12 protein-coding genes are annotated in these 19216 nt (G+C 52.4%); 4 read left to right on the plus strand and 8 right to left on the minus strand.

Annotated elements, in window-relative coordinates; genetic code table 11:
* Window positions 1-147: 147 nt before the first annotated feature.
* The 6 genes from MNO13_RS05590 to MNO13_RS05615 all read right to left on the minus strand — a co-directional run bounded on the left by MNO13_RS05590 (window position 148) and on the right by MNO13_RS05615 (window position 9748).
* The gene (locus MNO13_RS05590) at window positions 148-321 is read right to left on the minus strand and encodes a hypothetical protein (protein WP_157092929.1); all 174 of its coding nucleotides are present in this window, start codon (window positions 319-321) and stop codon (window positions 148-150) included.
* Window positions 321-3251 (minus strand): alpha-amylase family protein, encoded by a 2931-nt coding sequence (locus tag MNO13_RS05595; protein WP_241939624.1) that lies wholly within the window; start codon window positions 3249-3251, stop codon window positions 321-323. Before MNO13_RS05595 ends, MNO13_RS05590 begins: the two co-directional genes overlap by 1 nt.
* A 10-nt stretch (window positions 3252-3261) precedes the next feature.
* A complete protein-coding gene (locus tag MNO13_RS05600; RefSeq protein WP_370090776.1) occupies window positions 3262-4695 on the minus strand; it encodes an OprD family outer membrane porin in 1434 nt (477 codons plus the stop codon).
* A gap of 54 nt (window positions 4696-4749) precedes the next feature.
* A complete protein-coding gene (locus tag MNO13_RS05605; protein WP_241939625.1) occupies window positions 4750-6948 on the minus strand; it encodes an alpha-galactosidase in 2199 nt (732 codons plus the stop codon).
* Window positions 6945-8336, minus strand: coding sequence for an MFS transporter (locus MNO13_RS05610; protein ID WP_241939626.1), 1392 nt, complete (start codon window positions 8334-8336; stop codon window positions 6945-6947). Before MNO13_RS05610 ends, MNO13_RS05605 begins: the two co-directional genes overlap by 4 nt.
* A gap of 215 nt (window positions 8337-8551) precedes the next feature.
* Window positions 8552-9748 carry an ROK family protein gene (locus MNO13_RS05615; RefSeq protein WP_232886330.1) on the minus strand — a complete coding sequence of 399 codons (1197 nt, stop codon included), beginning with the start codon at window positions 9746-9748 and terminating at the stop codon, window positions 8552-8554.
* Window positions 9749-9863: 115 nt separating this feature from the next.
* Here MNO13_RS05615 and MNO13_RS05620 point away from each other — a divergent pair, with 115 nt between their 5' ends.
* From MNO13_RS05620 to MNO13_RS05630, 3 genes are all read left to right on the plus strand, one after another.
* Window positions 9864-13139, plus strand: a complete 3276-nt coding sequence (locus tag MNO13_RS05620) for a DUF5107 domain-containing protein (protein WP_241939627.1) — start codon at window positions 9864-9866, stop codon at window positions 13137-13139.
* Window positions 13140-13216: 77 nt separating this feature from the next.
* A complete protein-coding gene (locus tag MNO13_RS05625; RefSeq protein ID WP_064544408.1) occupies window positions 13217-14656 on the plus strand; it encodes a sugar porter family MFS transporter in 1440 nt (479 codons plus the stop codon).
* A 3-nt stretch (window positions 14657-14659) separates the two neighbouring features.
* Window positions 14660-15481 carry an aldose 1-epimerase gene (locus MNO13_RS05630; RefSeq protein ID WP_064544410.1) on the plus strand — a complete coding sequence of 274 codons (822 nt, stop codon included), beginning with the start codon at window positions 14660-14662 and terminating at the stop codon, window positions 15479-15481.
* Window position 15482: 1 nt separating this feature from the next.
* On the opposite strand, the gene MNO13_RS05635 is transcribed toward MNO13_RS05630, so the two are convergent.
* Complete coding sequence (locus MNO13_RS05635; RefSeq protein ID WP_064544412.1) at window positions 15483-16571, minus strand: BamA/TamA family outer membrane protein; 1089 nt, start codon at window positions 16569-16571, stop codon at window positions 15483-15485.
* Between the two features lie 216 nt (window positions 16572-16787).
* Between MNO13_RS05635 and MNO13_RS05640 the strand changes: the two genes are divergently transcribed.
* Window positions 16788-17939: a 3-phenylpropionate MFS transporter gene (locus tag MNO13_RS05640; protein ID WP_064544414.1), complete on the plus strand. Its 1152-nt coding sequence runs from the start codon at window positions 16788-16790 to the stop codon at window positions 17937-17939.
* On the opposite strand, the gene csiE is transcribed toward MNO13_RS05640, so the two are convergent.
* Window positions 17926-19206 (minus strand): stationary phase inducible protein CsiE, encoded by a 1281-nt coding sequence (gene csiE / locus MNO13_RS05645; protein WP_064544416.1) that lies wholly within the window; start codon window positions 19204-19206, stop codon window positions 17926-17928. The two genes, MNO13_RS05640 and csiE, sit on opposite strands and share 14 nt — an antisense overlap.
* Between the last annotated feature and the right edge of the window lie 10 nt (window positions 19207-19216).

The following is a 19216-nucleotide window of genomic DNA, read 5'->3' on the forward strand; positions in this document are numbered from 1 at the left end:
CAAGCGTCTTTGTAGGTCGGATAAACGCAGCGTCATCCGACACAACTGGTGGATGACGCTAACGCTTATCCACCCTACAAAACACATTTATCACCCTTTGTCAGCAATCTGAAAGCCCACATCATGTGGGCTTTGTTGTTTTTAGCGTTACTGCCGATCGCGCGTAATTGCCGAACATTTCTCAGCAATAGTCACGGTATCGCCATTTTTTGTTGCCTGGTTACACTCGTCCATTGGCGACATCGGCGGTGGCGTGTTAACGGTCTGGGCGGCACATCCGCTTAATAATATCCCGCAAAGTATGACTCCTGCTTTGAACATCACTTCACTCCTGATTTGAAAGGCGCGCGGCTATAAAGGGCAAATAACAAATCCTGGTTGGTAGCAGTCTGCCAGGTTTTTCCGTTGTCCACAGAATGGCGAAGTTCTCCGTTGGCGTAGGGATTATTTGTGCTTACCCAGAGGCTGTAACTGTTTTTTCCCGTAGGTTGAGAGGTTGATCCCTGTGAGCTGAAAATCAGCGCATAGCGTTTATGGATATCCAACCCCGTCAGACGCGGCCAGAGGGAGTAAACCGCCGGGCTGGACGGCAGATTAAACGGTGGCAGGGCTGCCGAAAACAGCGTTTGTGCCGGGTTACCTTTGCTATCGAGCAAGACAATCTGAATCCGGAAGTTATCTCCTGGCACCGCATCCACGTAGCGTTCAAACAACCAAAAATCGAGCTTTGGCAGATCGGGCTGTTGCAAGGTGAAGGTCTGCATCAATTGCTGCTCGCCCTGCATGTCTGTCCGTTCACTGCCTGGGGCAATACTTTCCTGCACGATGTGCATGGCGGGGACTGCCGTGGTGTGCTGATAAACCTCAATTTCAGGCGCGTTAAGGTTCCCTTCGTGGTTTTCAAACTGAACTCGCAGACGACGAGCGCTCATCTCCGGGAACGAAAAGGTACGCTTATCACCGAGGATAAAGCCACGCGTTAACGTGTGCCATGCGCCGCCTTCCTGATAAGCCAGCGCATAATTGCGTATCGCAAACGGTGCAGGCTCTTTAACCACTATCTGGTTAAATTGCGTCAGCTTGCCCAAATCCAGTTCATAGCTGTTTATTCCTGCGGTAATCGTTTTGCCCTGCGCGAGGTTATCAGGCACCGGAATCGTCACGCCAGATTGTTTACTGAAGTGGAGCAGCGCGGTAGCCCCTCCCGCCAGCGGGTAGCTCACAACGCCGAGTTTTTGCTGCCAGCTTTGCCCGCTATAAAGTTCGGTTATCTGCCACTTGCTGCCTGCTTTAAGCCCCAGTGATGCAGGCGTGAGTTGCAAGGTTTGCGGTTTGCTCTGCCAGTTGGTTAGCCCAACATACACGCCGCCTTTATCGTCTTTTCGCACCAGCATCGCTGGGCTATGTTCGCCCGCGTGGTAGAAATTATTCATGGAAACAGGCCGTGCGGCACTGCCATCGGCGGCAACCTTCAGTAAGGCTTTATTTTCCAGCCATGCACTGCGGTCTTCATCGACAAACGGCAGATTATCGCCAACCAGCCAGTGGCCGCCGCCGAGGGCTACCGTGGTGGCAAGGCGCTGTGCGGCTAACTGGCCGTAGCGGTTATTACCCTGAATGATGTACTCCGGCAGGAACATATCGGCATCGTTATAATCGTATAGCGTGCCGTTGCCCCACCAGGAGGCTGCGCTGTTAAAGGCCTGGCGTTCGATACCACTGTAGTTTGCAACGCCCAGCGAAGTATCGCAGGCAGCGCGGCGGCCGTGAGTAAACGCGGCGGGCAGCAGTGGCGCAATGGATGCATTCAGGAATACCGGGCGGCCACTTGCCAGTACTTCGTCACGCATAATCTTCATGCCGATGCGGTAGTTCTGAATGCCGTTTACCGCCGGGTTGTGGTGTTTCCCTTCATACAAACCCATATCCAGGAAATCGAGCTTGATGTAGTCATACCCCCATGCGAGATAATTTTTGATATTACGCCGCACAATGTACTGCGCCGCCGGGTGTGACATATCCAGCGCGTAACTGCCCAGATAGGTTTTCACCAGTTGTCCTTTTTCATCATGCAGGCAGGCGTCGCGATGGCTATAACCCGTGTCGTCTACCGGCAGATCCAGCCAGTTTTCATAGATGGCAAATGGCGTCAAATAGCCGCCCGCTTTCAGCCCCTTCTTATGCACATAGTCGGTGAAGGTTTTCATTCCCTCGGGATAGCCATCAGGCTGAAAACCACCGTCCATATTGATGTACTCGTACCCCAGCGGTTTGAGATTTTTAGCAACATAATCGGTGATGTCATACATATCCCGCGCTTTACCGTAGCTATCGTGCGAGTAAAACGCGTTAAATCCAACGGGCACCCCACCCTGCCAGTTGAGGCGGGGTTCACCCTGGTTGTAAGCTTTGCCGTAGCTTTCCAGCCCGTCGCGGTAGTCGTTGAAGTAGCCGATAAAAAACAGATCGGAGCTAACCTGTTTGCCACTTTGGGTTCCGCCCCAGTTATAAAGTGCGAATTCGCTGAGCGCGCCATTCGCCTGCTGTGCTTCCCCCAAAAGCTGGCTACTTTTCCATTTCTGCACGCTTGCAGCCCCGGCGACTAAACCGTGGTGGTTGGTATTGTCGAATAGCGCGGTGACCCAATGGCTGACACCGTTGAACTTCACCATCGGTTCATCAGGGTTGGCAAAGCGATCCGTTCCGTTCTGGCTCAGGCCAAAATGATTTACCGCCGCTACGCCAAAGTCGAAATTATTGGAGTAGGGCGTGGTGTAAATTCGTTTATCGCCGCCTTTTCCAATATCGGCAAACGAGGCGCTGATGGGCGTAAGTTTTGTCACGTGCAGATTTTTTTGTGCCGATACCTGCATGTCGCTGAGCAGCCAGCTTTTATCGTTAAAAAACCAAAAACGCACTGTCAGAGTGGTGCCGTCGGCAAAGCGGTTGTTCAAGGTAAGTGTTTCACCTTCACCGCGAGCCGGGTCTTTTACTTTCTGCCAAAGCGCGCTGCGGCCTACCGCTTTGGCACTGTCCAGACTTGCCTGGCTTAATTGTGCCGTACTACGAAATGTTTTGATCACGGGGACATTGCCCCACAGCAAATCCCCCGTTCCCCGGTTGAGATCGTAATGCAATTTATACTCGCCGTGGCGCACCGTAACCTGCTGCCCCTGCTGAGAAAACTCGGCGGCGTGGGCGGCGTTGAATGTGATCAGGCATGCCAGAGTAAAGCCTATTTTGTTGATCATTTTTCACACCTTAAAAGATTGAAAACGGTGCAATGACATTGAATTTGATATCAATTTCATCCTGAAACATATTGTTGTAGCCACCGCTGTAGTTTGGGTTGCTGCCGTGGTTGTCGTAATTGATGTAATGGAGATTGAACAACGTGCCTTTCAGGCGACCCGTTTGCACGACGTGGGCAATATTGAACGTCCAGGCCGATTCGTCGATGCGTTGGCTCTGGTCAGCCAGTTCGTCGTTGACGGTACACGTCGTGCAGGGCTTGCCGCCCCAGCCATAGGCGTAGCCTGCGCCAACCGCCCAGCCGGGAAGTTCGTAATTTTTCAGGTCATACGTCACGCCCGCGAAAACGGAGGTTTCACCGTTGGCGTCGAAGTCAGAAGCCGCATCCCACCAAATATCCAGCCGCCCGTTGGAGCTGGCGTAAGCCGGGGTAATACGTTGCAGGAAGAAGCCCTGATTTCCTTCGGCCTTGACGGTTTGCGCCTCCAGACGGAAATCCAGCGTGTCGAGTGTGTAGCCGAGCGTGATGCCTTGCAGCCAGGCCAGCCCTTCGTATTCGTCATTGACCGAGCCGTAGGCGGCAATGGAATTGTCACCGACCTGATCTCTGGCGCCGTAAAACTGATAACTCAGGCGCAGATCGTTGCCCGCGACAGGGAAGCTGTATGAAAGCTTGGTCATGTACTGATCCATAAAATCAGCGGCCTGCGCCCAGGAGGTTTCCAGCACCAGCTTATTTTTAAAGTCGTAGCGCATACCGAGGGCATGAACATAATCGATTTTGGTGGTGTTATCCGCGCCGCGGAATTCATACATTTCGGTGTACCACGGCGCTTTGTATTTATCAGACCAGAAATAAGAGCTGGAAAGCGCGCCGTACTGACCGAAGTCCCAGCTACCGCCCATTTCAGCGCCCTGATACGCACCGGGAACAAATCCCCAGTGCACGGCAAGCAGCGTTTGGCCGGACGGCTGGATGTAACCGGCTCGCATCCAGTAATCGTCATGTTTTAATTTCAGCGCGGCTTTGTAGAGATTGAAACCGCCTTTGTCCCCGGACCAGTCTTCATCCCAACGCTGGTTTGCCGAACTTAAACTGATTTCATTGGGGTGTGCGGCATTGCCGGTGGCGAGGTTGACGGCGGCAAACCCGGCGACATCAAGGCCAATAAAACCCCCGGCATAACCTGAAACAAAATCGAGATTAGCGTTAAAGGTCGCGTGGTGAAGGTCTTCGACGTAATGGCCGTAATCCGGGCTTCCCACGGTCATATCGCGTTTGTCACGGTAACGCTGCGAGTAATAAATTCCTCCGGATAAATGAGAGTCGTCCACGAAACCTTCGGCCTGGACGGGGGCCGATATCATCAGGGTGGGGGTTGTTGCCAGTATTGCGGCAAACAGGGGCCGTAAGGATATGTCACGCATAGGGAATCCTTCCATGAATAGAATAAGGGGTAAGCATCAAATAAAGGGGGCGATAAGCCCCCTAAAAAGTTATGGCAGGCGCTTCAGGTGCCAGATACGGCTGGTGTAATCGCGGCTAAGTGGCGGATCGATATAAATCCCCCGATACATCAGCTCATCACCACCAAGAGGTTGCGGCTGGTCGTCTACCTGATAAGTAGCCTGCGCATCCAGCCCGGCAAGGCGCACTTTACGTAATGGCGCAGAAGCCTCGCTGACCAGAGAAAATGCCATCAGCAATGCCTCGTTTTTATCCGGCGAGACAAACATCCACGCGGCAAAGTCCGGGTTCTGCCACGGGCTAACCAGCCGCCAGAAAGTGCCGAACTGCAACAGTTCGCGATGCTGCTTATAAAAAGCAATTTGTTCGCTCACCGCTTTGTCGCGCTCGGTATCGCTGCGCATCAAATCCAGCATCAGCCCATAGTTGCCGCTCATTGCCACTGCGCCCCGCATCTCCATGCTGGTGGATCGCCCCATTTGGTGATTGGGGACTTCCGATACATGTGCGCATTGCACAATCGGCGGGTAGAGCAGGCTGGTGGAATACTGAATATGCACGCGTGAAGCGGCGTCGGTGTTATCGCTCACCCAGGCTTGCGCCATGTAATGCAACATCCCCGGGTCGAAACGCCCACCGCCGCCCGCACAGCACTCAAAAAGAATATGCGGGAAGCGCGTGGTGAGAGCCTCGAGTAGTGCGTACAGCCCAAGTATGTAGCGGTGCGCCGTTTCCTGTTGGCGCTCGGGGCTGGCCGTGTGCGACCCCACTTCGGTCATATTGCGGTTCATATCCCATTTAATGTAATCAACAGGATGCTGCTCGAGGAAGGTGCTCATTTGCTCAAGAATATTGTTGCGCACTTCCGGGCGACCTAAATCGAGAATGTACTGGTTACGGCCCTCGGAAAGGGGCTGCTCGCCTGCGCTAAGTACCCAGTCAGGATGTAACGCAAACAGCTCACTGCGGCGGGAAATCATTTCTGGCTCAAACCACAGGCCAAACTTCATCTCCATTGCGTGCACCTGGTCGATTAACGGGCGCAGGCCGAGAGGGAATTTTTGCTGATTGACAAACCAGTCGCCGAGCGATGAGGTATCGCCGTTTCGCTCGCCAAACCAGCCGTCGTCAAGCATGAGCAGTTCCACGCCAAGCTGTTTTGCGTTGTGGGCAAAGTGCAGCAGCTTTTCTTCATTAAAATCGAAGTAGGTGGACTCCCAGTTATTCGCCAGAATCGGGCGCGTTTGATGGCGATGCTGGCCGCGCACCAGGTTATCGCGATAAAGCCGATGCAGCGCCTGCGAAAGCCCGTTAAGGCCGCAATTGCTCCAGACCATTACCGCTTCTGGCGTCTGGAAGCCTTCACCCGGTAGCAATTGCCAGCCGAATCCGTGCGGGTTAATACCTAACAACACGCGAGTTTGTTTAAAGGCATCGACCTCGGTGCGGGCGGTGAAATTGCCGCTATAGACGAGGTGCATTCCCCAGGCTTCACCTTGCATTTCGGTGGTTTCCGGGCGCACCAGGCCGATAAACGGTTGTTGATGCGTGCTGCTGGCTCCGCGTTTGCTGTCCAGGACGCTAATGCCTGGGTTGAGCGGCTGGCGATGCCACTGGCGCTCGCGCGCCCAGGCTCCGGGAAACTGAATCTGCTCAAATTCGCCATCCGGGAAATCAACGGCACAACTCAGAGCGCGCAGCAGGCGTAACGGCTTATCACCTTTGTTAACCAGCCGCGCCGCGCGGGCAATAACCGGGAGGTCACGAAACACCGTATAGCTCAGCTCAACCTGCAAATGAGTCACCGGATCGGCAAGCGTGATAACCAGCGTTTCAGCTTCGTCAGGCGTTTCTACCCACGTTGCTGGCAGCCCTTCAGGGCGGGGTTTACCGGCAACTATCTGATGCGAAAGGTAGTGCAAATTGCTGACCTGGTTGCCATCCGCATAGCGCACCTCAAATGCGGGTTCGCGGTAATCCCCTGCACCGTGGCCGGGATACTCCTGCAAAACGGTATCGAGTGAAAATGTTCTGTCCGGCCAGTTTGCTGGCGTGGGTGAAAATGACGAACGATCAAGTTTTGGGTAATCGTGATACTGATTAAACGTGGCAATGCGTTTGCCCCAGTAGCAGTGAACCAGATAACGTTGGTGTTCAATCCCCATCACATAGCTAATTTTCTGATTGTGAAGGTGAAATGTTTGCTGTTGCGCATTCCAGGTAATCATACTTTCACCTCTTCAGGCTTGCTGGTATTACGCTGATGAATATCGTCGAGAATTTCATAAAAGCGTTTCTCGGTAATTTCATAACCGGCTAGTGGGATCAGGCTAATCAGCGTTAACGCACCAGGAATTAAGGTAAATAACAGGCCAATCCACATGGCTGTTTCCACCGCCTGTACCTGGTGAGGAATATAACCCGCCCACGACAGCATAAATCCGCCAATGGCACCGCCGATAGCGCCGGACAATTTGGTTTTAAAAATATTCAGTGAAAACACCATGCCTTCGGAGCGGTTGCCGCTGCGCCATTCGCCATATTCCACACAGTCTGCCACCATGGAATAAAGCGATATTTGCCCCACGCCACCACAGAATGGTGCCAGTGCGCCAATGATGAAAATAAGGGTGATGTTGGTCTGGAAAAAGAACAGCAACATACAGGCGGCAGCCATAATCGCGCTGCTATATAGTGCGGTGTTCTTCTTGCCTATTTTTGCGGAAATAAACGGCGAGACGACCGCGCCAGCAACCTGAGCAATCATTGAAACCGTGAGGAAAATACCCAGCATCATTTCGGTATTCAAATTATAAATGAAGAAATAAAGCTGGAAGGTGCCGCGAATAACACCAATCATTTCTAATAAAAACATACCGGTCAGCAGCAGACGTAACGGGCGATGTTGTTTTAATAAAGTCCAGAATCCTTTAAAACTTTGCCGTTCTTTGCGTGGTACGGAATATTTTTCTTTGACACCAAAGAATGTAATCAACATGCAGATTAAGAAAATAGCGCTGTAAATCACCGCCACGCCTGCCCAACTACCAACAAATTTGACCAACCACAGCGTTGCGGCACTGACAGAGAGAAAGCCAAAGGTGGCAATGGTGCGCGGGATAGTGATGACTTTACTGCGCTCGGTCGGGTCCTGCGTGATGGCGGCGGACAATGACCAGTAGGGAATATCGATAATGGCGAAGCAAATACTCCACAAAATATAGGTGGAGTAGGCATACGCCAGCTTTCCTGCTTCAGATAAGTCTGGGCTTAAGAAACAGGCGACCGTCGTCAGCGATACCAGAATACTGCCAATCAGAATCCATGGTCTGAATTTCCCCATTTTGGTGTGGGTATTATCTACCAGAATGCCAAGGGCAATATCTGTTGCACCATCAACCAGACGAGCGATTAAAAATAATAATCCGACGGCAGCGGCTTTAATGCCAAAACTATCGGTGTAATACAACATTAAGTAAATAGCGATAAACGCGTACATCACATTTGCGCCGTAACTGCCAATGCCATAGGAAATGGCGGTAGTCCAGGACACTTTGTCACGTGGGTATCTATCTTTTTCAGTACCAGAACCTTCACTTGAACGGGCTAATTCCATTCGAACCACTCCTGTGTTAATGGAACAATTAACTCGGAAAGATATTCGGTAAATTAAGCTGATATGCCGAAGGTGGCTAAGCGTAGTGGATTAAAATCGGTGGGACTTTGCGCGGGGGTTTATATTTAACTAAACAGAGATTACTAATAATTGCAGTGAATTATTGAAATATGTCGGGTGGAAAAACAGGTTTAATATTTTCCACCCAGGTTTTGCTACTCTGCTTCCAGTGCATTTTCGACATATAAATAGCCAATTCCCATTATTTGCTGGGCACGAGTTAGCTTGCCAAAATTAATCTGCGTTGCTTTCACTTTCAGCGCATCGCCATGATCAAAGGGATTAAAGCCAATCTGTCGGTCGACGGTCGCCAGCCATTCATCGCCAAATGCACAACTTCTGCCGTAAAACCAAATCTGATTGATATTCAGGATATTGAGAAAATTATACAGACTCAGCCCAATGGCATTGGCGGCGCTCTCAACCCAGCGCCGCACCTGCTCGTTGCCATCGTGCCAGGCGGTAATTAATTGCGTTGACGTCAATGTTTCAGGGTCAAGTTTAGGCGAGCTGGGTTGCGATTTAAGCCAGATGCGTGCCTGTTTTTTCAGCGCGCTAAGCGAGGCGACGGTTTCAAGGCAGCCGTACCTTCCGCAATCACACGCCATGCCGTCCGGGTTGACAATCGTGTGGCCAATTTGCCCGCTGCCGTACAGGCTGCCACGGTAAATCTGCCCATTGATCACAAACGAGGAACCGATACCGTAATCCACATTGATGACACAAAAATCCTGGCGGCTTTCCGGATTCTGCCATTTCTCCGCTAGCGCCAGCATCACACAATCGTTATCCACACGTACCGTAATACCCAGTTTTTCTTCCAGCAAGTATTTGATTTCAATCGGTTCACGCCACGGTGCTTGCGGCATGGTTTGTGAAACACCTGTCACCGGATCGACTTGCCCGTGTATGCCCAACGCCAGGTTAATGGTTTTTTTCGGCCAGTTTTTATGATGGTGACGCCAGATATTCTCAATCGCTGCCAGCAAAACCTGCGGCGTGGCAGCATTGACATGAATACGTTCAAATTCGCCCAGTGGCGAAAGTTGCGCATCGCACAGTTGGCTCTCAATGCTGGTGGGTGTCACATTCATGCAAAGAATGAAATCACCGTCGGGTGGGATTTGGTAACTGCCGCTGTTAAGGCCGCGATTACTGAGATTTTCAGTGGAGTGGTTGAGCTTTCCATCATTCACTAACTCATCAAGAATCTTACTGACCGCAGGGATAGAAAGACCGGTGTACTGGGAAAACTGCGACTTACTGAGCCGCTTATGCTGCCACACCAGCTTCATCATGGTCTGGCGATTAACCTGCCGCACCCGCTGATTGTTCAGCCCTGAAATCTGCATTTCACTTAACTCCGTTAACTATATTGCGTGAGCATTAAGCGTTTTAAGCCGCGATGAGTTCCCTACACTGCAAACATATCCTATTTAACTGTTTAATGTTTACTGGAGATGCGAAATGTACGGAGCCGTTAACGTCTGGCAAGAGACTATTGCTTTACCCACCTGGACCACCGGTGCGGAAGACCCGAATCCGATGTTTTTAGAAAACCGTGTCTATCAGGGATCTTCAGGCGCTGTTTATCCTTACGGTGTGATTGACACTCTCACCGGCAAGCGTGAGATGCGTGATTACAAAGCCGTGTGGATTGAAAACGATTTTATCAGGGTCATGCTGCTCCCGGAGTTGGGTGGCCGTATTCACCGTGCTTATGACAAAGTGATGGAGCGTGATTTCGTTTACTACAACGAAGTGGTGAAACCCGCGCTGGTGGGATTAGTGGGGCCGTGGATCTCCGGCGGCATTGAATTTAACTGGCCGCAGCACCACCGCCCAACCACCTTTATGCCGGTCGATGTGACTTTCAAGCAACATGAAAACGGCGCACAAACAGTGTGGCTCGGTGAAGTGGAGCCGATGCGCGGTTTGCAGGTAATGACCGGCTTTACGCTCTATCCGCAAAAAGCGCTGATTGAAATCACCGGCAAAGTATTTAACGGCAACGCCACGCCGCGCCATTTCTTGTGGTGGGCGAACCCGGCGGTGAAAGGGGGCGATGAGCACCAAAGCGTGTTCCCGCCAGATGTCACGGCAGTATTCGACCACGGCAAACGCGACGTATCGGCCTTCCCGATTGCCCACGGCACTTACTATAAAGTCGACTATTCCGCAGGCGTGGATATCTCATGCTACAAAAACATTCCCGTTCCAACGTCGTACATGGCGGATAAATCGGATTACGATTTTGTCGGCGCATACCATCACGGTGAACAAGGCGGCCTGTTGCACATCGCCGATCACCATGTTTCACCGGGTAAGAAGCAGTGGACATGGGGCAATTGCGATTTCGGCCAGGCCTGGGATCGTAATCTGACGGATGAAAATGGCCCATACATTGAACTGATGACCGGGGTGTTCACCGACAATCAGCCAGATTTCACCTGGATTGCGCCGTATGAAGAAAAAATCTTCGTGCAGAATTTCCTGCCGTATAGCCAGCTTGGTACGTTGCAGAATGCCAACACCCAGGCGGCAATTAAACTGGAGCGCCACAATGGCGAACTCCGTCTTGGTGTTTATGCCATCGCGCCGCTGACAGGAGCCACGCTTGAAATTGAATCGGCTGGCAGCCTGTTTTGGAAAACAGCGCTGACGCTGCAACCGGCGCAGGCGTGGCAGGAAACTCTCGCAGACAGCTGGCTGCAACGCCTGACCCTGAATTTGCGAGATGCGCAGGGCAAGCTGATTCTCACTTATTGCGAACATGTTGCAGAAGACTTGCCGCTGCCACAGCCCGCCTGCGTTCCTGCCAAACCGCAAGAAATTACTAACTGCGACGAGTTGTATTTTATCGGCCAGCATCTGGAGCAGTATCTGCACGCCAGTCGTTCGGCATTCGATTACTACCAGCGTGCGCTGGCGTTAGATCCCGAAGATTACCGCTGCAACGTGGCATTAGGGCAGCTTGAATTTAACCGTGCGAACTGGGCGCTTGCTGAGCAGTTGGCAGATGCGGCACTGAAACGCGCCCATCGCCTGAACAAGAACCCGCAAAACGGCGACGCCAGCATGTTACGCGGTGCGGCAAAAGAGAAGCAGGGCGACTTTGCAGGCGCGTTTGATGATTACTTCAAAGCGAGCTGGAGTGGCAACTGCCGTGATGCGGCTTTTTATGCCCTGGCGCGCCTGGCGCTGCGCAAAGGCGATGACGCCCAGGCGCTGGCGTTTGTGAATCAAAGTCTGAAATTTAATGGCAGTAATAACCTGGCGATGGGGCTAAAAGCCCTGCTGTTACAGCAAACGGGTGCCGTAAAACAGGCACAACAGTGGATTGACCAGCAGCTTGAAGAATATCCGCTGAGCTACGTGCTGCATTACGCCCGTTGGGCCAGCACGCAAAACGAAACTGATAAAGCAGAACTGCTGCGAGTCACCGGACGGCGCGGGATCAACGCCAGTGTTCTGGCGGGGTGGCTGGTGAGTTTGGGTCAGGAAACGGCGGCCAAAAAAGTGTTGAGCGTTCTCGATGCCCAGGAAGCGATGCCGCTGTTGTGGCAAGCCGCTCTGGAAACTGACCACGCACAACAACTGGCTTTGGTGAAACAGGCGCAGCAAGTCTTTGCTCGCAAAGTGCGTTTCCCCAACACGCTGGATGAAGTGCAAATGCTGCAACGCTTGCCGCACGATGGCTTCGCGCAATATCTGCTGGGTTGTTTCTGGTACAGCAAACGTCGTTATGGCGAAGCTGTCGCCTGCTGGGAGTTTGCGGCGCAGCAGTTGCCTGAATTTGGCGCGGTGCAGCGTGTGCTGGGCATTCATGCGTGGAATAAACAACACAATGCGCAAGTGGCGGAACAGTATCTGCAACATGCGGTTGAACTTGAACCGGAAAACGCCCGCTTCCTGTTTGAACTCGACTATCTGCAAAAACTCACTGGCCGCTCAACCGAGCAGCGGCTCGCATTCCTTGCTGTACGTCGCGATGTGGTCCTCAAACGCGATGATCTGACCGCTGAATTACTCAGCTTGTGGAACATTCATGGTGAAACTGACGCGGCAGCCCAGGTGTTGGCGCAGCGTAAATTCCATCCGTGGGAAGGCGGGGAGGGCAAAGTCACCGGGCAGTATCTGATTAACCTGCAACGCCGGGCGCTGAACGCGATTGCTAATAAGCAGTATGGCAAAGCGGAAGAACTGCTACAGCAGGCGCTGAGCTATCCCGAAAACCTTGGTGAAGGGCGCTTAGTCGGCCAGAGCGATAACGATATCTGGTATCTGCTCGGCTGGTGTGCACAGCAACTTCAACAATCGGAGCGTGCGCAGCGCTATTTCGAACGCGCGCTGGAAGGGGGGGCCACTCTGGAAGCCGGGCGCTACTACAACGATCAGCCGGTCGATTACCTGTTCTATCAAGCGATGGCGTTAAGCCGTATCGGTGACAAAAACCAGGCCGAGGTGCAATTCCGCAGCTTTATTGCCTGGGCGGATGAACATTTTAACCACCATTCTGAGCCTGATTTCTTCGCCGTCTCGCTACCTGATCTGGTCGCGCTGGATGCCGATCGTCAATCTGCACATCAACAGCACTGCCTGTTTGTCGCCGCCCTTGGGCATCTTGGACTGGAGGAATATCCCGAGTTTGAATCAGCACTGAAAGCCTTGCTGTCGCAAAACCCGGCTCACGATAAAGCTCATTTATTGCAGCTTGCGGTGCAGCGCGGTGTGTTTGCCTGAGCGTTGAAATAACAATAAACGGCGGGAGAACAATCCCGCTCCTCTGTATCTCTACAAGATTTTATTGAGGAAACAACATGATTAATGCACCGACACAATTACGCATGGGGTATGTCTGGACTATCTGCCTGGTCGCCGCCTGCGGAGGTTTGCTGTTTGGTTATGACTGGGTGGTGATTGGTGGGGCGAAACCGTTCTACGAAGCCTATTTTTCGATTACCGATCCGGCTCAATCTGGCTGGGCGATGAGTTCTGCCCTGGCTGGATGCATTTTTGGCGCATTGATTTCTGGCTGGAGTGCGGACAAATTCGGGCGCAAAGTCCCGCTGATTATGTCGGCTATCCTGTTTAGTGCCTCGGCCTGGGGTACGGCGATGGCCAGCAACTTCGATATGTTTGTGGTGTTTCGTATCGTTGGCGGTGTGGGCATCGGCCTGGCTTCAGCGTTAAGTCCGATGTACATCGCAGAAGTCAGTCCGGCGGAAAAACGCGGCAAGTTTGTTGCCATCAACCAGTTAACTATCGTGGTGGGCGTGCTGGCGGCTCAGTTGATTAACCTGATGATTGCCGAACCGGTGACCTCAACCGCGACCATGCAGCAAATCACTGAAAGCTGGAATGGGCAAGTCGGTTGGCGCTGGATGTTTGGTGCGGAACTGGTTCCCGCGCTGGCGTTTTTAGTGCTGATGTTCTTTGTACCTGAATCACCGCGCTGGCTGGCTCGCGCCGGTAAAAATGAACGTGCTCACCAGATGCTCAAACGCATTGGTAACCAGAAATATGCCGATGAAACGCTCAATGACATTCTGCAAACTCTGAACAAAGACACGCAAAAAGTTTCCTGGAGTGCGTTGTGGCAGCCACAGGTCAAACCGATCATTATCATCGGTATGGTGCTGGCGGTGTTCCAGCAGTGGTGCGGCATTAACGTAATATTCAATTATGCGCAGGAAATTTTTGCCTCTGCCGGGTTTGATATTAACAGCACGTTGAAATCCATTGTGGCGACCGGTTTGGTTAACCTGATCTTCACCCTGGCCGCATTGCCGCTGGTGGACAAAATTGGTCGTCGCAAACTGATGTTGTTTGGCGCAGCGGGTTTAACCATTATTTATGCGTTAATCGGCGCGGCATATGGCCTGGGTATTATGGGGTTGCCGGTGTTGATTCTGGTTCTGGCGGCGATTGCGATTTATGCACTGACGCTGGCACCGGTGACCTGGGTGCTGCTTTCAGAGATTTTCCCGAACCGTGTGCGAGGACTTGCGATGTCTATAGGGACGCTGGCCTTGTGGGTGGCGTGTTTCCTGTTGACCTACACCTTCCCATTATTGAATGCGGGGCTGGGGGCGGCGGGGAGTTTCCTGCTGTACGGTGTGATTTGCGCAGCTGGCTTTATCTACGTGCGCCGTTATGTGCCTGAAACCAAAGGTGTCAGCCTTGAAGCGCTGGAAAAACGCATGGCGGACCAATACGGCGCAGAAGCGAAAGCGCGTGCGCAAAGAACGGCGCATTAAACTATGGAAACCTTATTACTCGAAAATGAATTTCTGCGTTTAACCGTCGCCCCGCAAGGGGCGGCAATTCTCAGTCTGGATTCTCTGGAACATCAGCAGGCGATTTTGTATGGCGGTGAAAAAGCCTTGTTCCCGATGTTGCCGCTGGCAAACCGGGTCGCCGGGAATAGTTTTACCCTTCATGGCGAGAAAATCGAACTGCCGCAAAGCCCGGCGGATAAGCAATTCTTTCTGCATGGCGACGGCTGGCTGAAAGACTGGCAGGTCGAAAAGCATGATGTTTTGCAACTCGTCCTTACCCTTGAAAGTCAGTATGACTGCGGGTTTGACTATCACGCCCGGCTGATTTACCGGCTAGAAGGAAAACGCTTTATTGCTGAGTTGGAATTGACTCACCAGGCCAACAAACCGATGGTTTATGGCCTCGGCTTTCACCCCTTTTTCCATCTTACGCCTGCTACGCAAGTGCAGTTTTCTGCCACTGGATTCTGGCCGGAGGGTGCTAATCATTTACCGCAGCAATGGTGTGGCGAATTGACGCCGCAAACCAATTTCATCAGCCCGAAAACCCCGGACAACCAGTGGCTGAATGTCGGCTATTCCGGCTGGAGCGGTAGTGCGTTGATTGAAACGGGCGAGATGCGTGTGCAGTTAAAATGCGCCACGCCGTACTTGATGGTATTCCGCATGGCCGACGAGCCGTTTATTTGCCTGGAACCGCAAAGCCACCCGGTGAATGCCCACAATATGGCTGGGCTTCCGGGGCTGGTTTTGCTGGCAAACCAGCAATCAACGGCGTTAACCATGGAGATTGCGCTTTTGTAGATCAGAAACTGTAGCCCATTTTTAAATAGATGCCCTGGTTGTCATCTTTACCCATCGCGTACTCGAGATTGACGACAATCCCCGCTTCGGGTTTAAGCAAATACTGGACGCCTGCGCCCCACGCCGGGTACAGGTTTTCACTGTCGCCACAGTTGAGTTGCTCACCGCTGGTGGAGTCGCCATAAAGACAGGCGGCACCGGCAAATACCGTTGCGGTCCAGCGTTCTGCCAGTTTGTAACGCTCTTCAATCTCGATGGAAGACATGTGCTGAGCGAGGTATTCACCGGGCGTGTAACCACGAATATAAACCGGGGAATAGGCGCCAGCTGGCGCATCGTTGGAAAACTGGTGGCGGCTGCGCACGGCAAAGACGTTGCCATCGCCGTGTTGCCAGTAACCACGGTAATCGACGCGCCAGATATCAAAGTCTTGTTCGCCGCCCAACGCTTCCCGATACGCCATGTTATTAACGTTGAGATACCAGCCTTTGGTGGCTTTAAAATCGCTGTCGCGGGAGTCGTGCATGATGACCGCACCCACACCGCCGGACTTGTAACCGACCAGCCCCATTTCATCGAGGATTTCGCTCGACGAAGGATCTTGCCCTTGCAACTCATAGTTGGAATAGGCACCTTGCGCACCGATGAACCAGTCGCCCTCGACACGATACAGGTAGCGCAAAAAAGCGAAACTGTAGTTGTCGTTGGTACTTAGCGGCTGGCCGGATCCCAAATAGTTTTCGTAGTCGTTGTTAATATCACCGACCATCATGCCACCCAGAATACGGTGGTGATCTTCACCAAACGACGTTTTGGCAAAGGCGTTGGCAATCAGTGATTGCGAAGTGGTGTATTTGGCTGACACCCCGAACATCGAAGGGCGCGATTTTTCATCGAAGCGGTGCATATAGGCCACCATCCCACCCGCGGCAGTATCGAGTTTTGGGCTGGAGCTGAATAGCGGAACAAACAACCACGGCGATGGCGTCTCTTTTTTGGCTTCAGCAGAGGATGGCTCAGCGGCAGTAGCCGGTAACGTGAGCATCGACAAAGTCAGGATTAAGCCCCTGAAAAGGGTAGTGTTAGACATGAATACAATGAACTTTTGATTCGAATTTACGGTGCGTGATTTTAATGGAATGAGTATCCGTTAGAGTTAAGCGTTTCATCCAAAAATAAATTACACAGTTAAATCCGATACATAGATCATAACAATATAGTTCATGTGTGTTATTAGTCTGTTAATGATTGCTTGCAAGCCTGTCGGTGCTCGGCGACACTAACGCCGTCCAAAACGGGAGGGATCATGGTTTTGCATTCAACGCGCTGGCTGGCGCTCAGTTATTTTACCTACTTCTTTAGTTACGGGATTTTCCTGCCATTCTGGAGTGTCTGGCTTGCCGGAGTCGGTCTGCCTCCAGAAACTATCGGTTTGTTGCTTGGGGCCGGTTTAATCGCCCGTTTCCTCGGCAGTTTGCTGTTGGCACCTCGTGTGACCGATCCTTCCCGGCTGATTTTTGCCCTGCGTCTTCTTGCCTTACTGACACTGCTATTTGCCGTGGCTTTCTGGTTTGGGCAAACCGCCACCTGGCTGCTGGTGGTGATGGTCGGCTTTAACCTGTTTTTCTCACCGCTGGTGCCGCTTACCGATGCGCTTGCTGGAACCTGGCAGCGACAAATCACCATGGATTACGGGCGCGTGCGCTTGTGGGGCTCGCTGGCATTTGTGATTGGTTCGGCGATGACCGGCAAACTGGTGAGCGTGTTTAGCTATCAGGCGATTCTTGTACTGCTGAGTATTGGTGTCGCGTCGATGCTTGTCGGCATGCTGCTGCGCCCATCAGTGATGCCGCAAGGTGAAACCCGCCATAGCGAAGGCGCGGGTTGGCCTGCGTGGAAGAAACTGGTGCTCGGTTCCTGGCGCTTCCTTGCCTGCGTGACGTTATTACAAGGTGCGCACGCGGCATATTACGGGTTCAGTGCAATTTACTGGCAAGGCGCGGGATATTCCGCCTCGGTGGTTGGCTATTTATGGTCGCTGGGGGTCGTGGCAGAAATTGTAGTTTTCGCACTCAGCAAAAAGTTGTTCCGCAACTGGAGCGCGCGCGATTTGCTGCTGCTTTCGGGGATGACCGGGATTCTACGCTGGAGCCTGATGGCGTACACGACCGAGTTGCCGTGGCTGATTGCCGCGCAAATCCTGCACTGTGGCAGTTTCACCGTCTGCCATTTGGCGGCGATGCGTTATATCTCCGCGCGTGAAGGCAACGAAGTTATCCGTTTGCAGGCGGTCTATTCTGCCGTGGCGATGGGCGGGGGTATCGCGATTATGACGATGTTCTCCGGCTACCTTTATCAGCACATGCAGGGCGATGTATTCTGGATTATGGCGCTGGTGGCCGTACCTGCACTATTCATACGACCGCGCCCCATCGCGTATTGTGTTAACACTCAATAATCTTACGGATCTGCTGCTGCTGGTGTTCGCCCAGCGGCAGCGTGACGTGAATCAGCGGCGGGGAAAAGAGCGGTAACGAAGTGGAATAAGGCGTAATCACCAGCACCACTTCTTTCGGCGCTCCCTCTTTCTGATAGCTGTGAATGGTCAGATGTTTAATATTGAGCGGCAGCAAGGTCAATTCGCGAAGCTGCTGTTCAATATTCTGCTCAAGTTCCATATTGTTGCCGGTCAGCAGTAAAACCTGCTTCTCATGTAAGTCACTTTCCTGCATTAACCACGCCCCAAAAATCACCGCCACCAGACCGACTTCTTCGTCAGAAAAACGCATTTCAAAATGCGCTTCAAAGTCGCGGAACACTTCTCGCGTGGTGCGCATTAGCCGCGGATATAAACGAGTAATTTCTTCAGGCAGGCTGTTATCGATGCCGATACCGTACTGGCAGCGATCCAGTGCCTGAGCAAGATGAATATACAACTGGTCGCTCAGGCCTTGTTCATCACTAAACGACATTCCCCCTTGCTCACGAAAACGCGTAATCATCCCGCAAATTGCGGTACGCAGGCGTAAGTCTTGCTGATGGTTATCGCGAATCGGATCGGGAGTGCGCAGTAACTGGAATAACAACGCCAGGAATAGCTGCTCGTTTTCATTGGCCGATTGCATCACCCGGCGCTTCCAGTGGCGGGCAATTTCAAGCGCGGCCAGATACTCCGGGCGCATTTGCGTCCATATCCGTTGTTGCTCGGTGAATTCAGGCGTTATCCCCGCATGATGCTGATGCAGGCAGTACTGCAAAAATAGCGTTAAAAACTGCACGTCACGACTATCAAATTGACGTTGCAAGCGTCGTGAGCACAGACCAATCAGTGCCTGGAGATTCTTTTCATCGTATAGCGCGGTCAAAATCCCTTGTTGTTTAAGCTGGATTTTGAGCGCTGGGGTAAAATGTTGTTGCACAAAGTGTGGGCTTAATCGTAGCGCACGGCGTAACCAGTGCAGTAAGCACAGACGACGGTCTAAAGGCGTACCCTCAATCCGGTAGCTACCATCCTGTTGTGTGATAAGCCTCAGCCGGTGATAGCGCTGGATTTCATCCCCCGTGTCGGCTATATCTTGCAGGGCTTTAGTCCCATCAACCCCGTTGAGTCTGGCGAGGATCTCTGGAGTCACGGTGTATCCCGGTAAGTAAAGCAACAAAAGTAGGTGGCAGCGACGCTGCGGACTGGAGAGTACAGATGGTGGAGAGGAGAGCAGTGTCATCATCCGCATTACC

Source organism: Buttiauxella ferragutiae, from assembly GCF_022637515.1.
GTDB classification, from domain to species: domain Bacteria; phylum Pseudomonadota; class Gammaproteobacteria; order Enterobacterales; family Enterobacteriaceae; genus Buttiauxella; species Buttiauxella ferragutiae.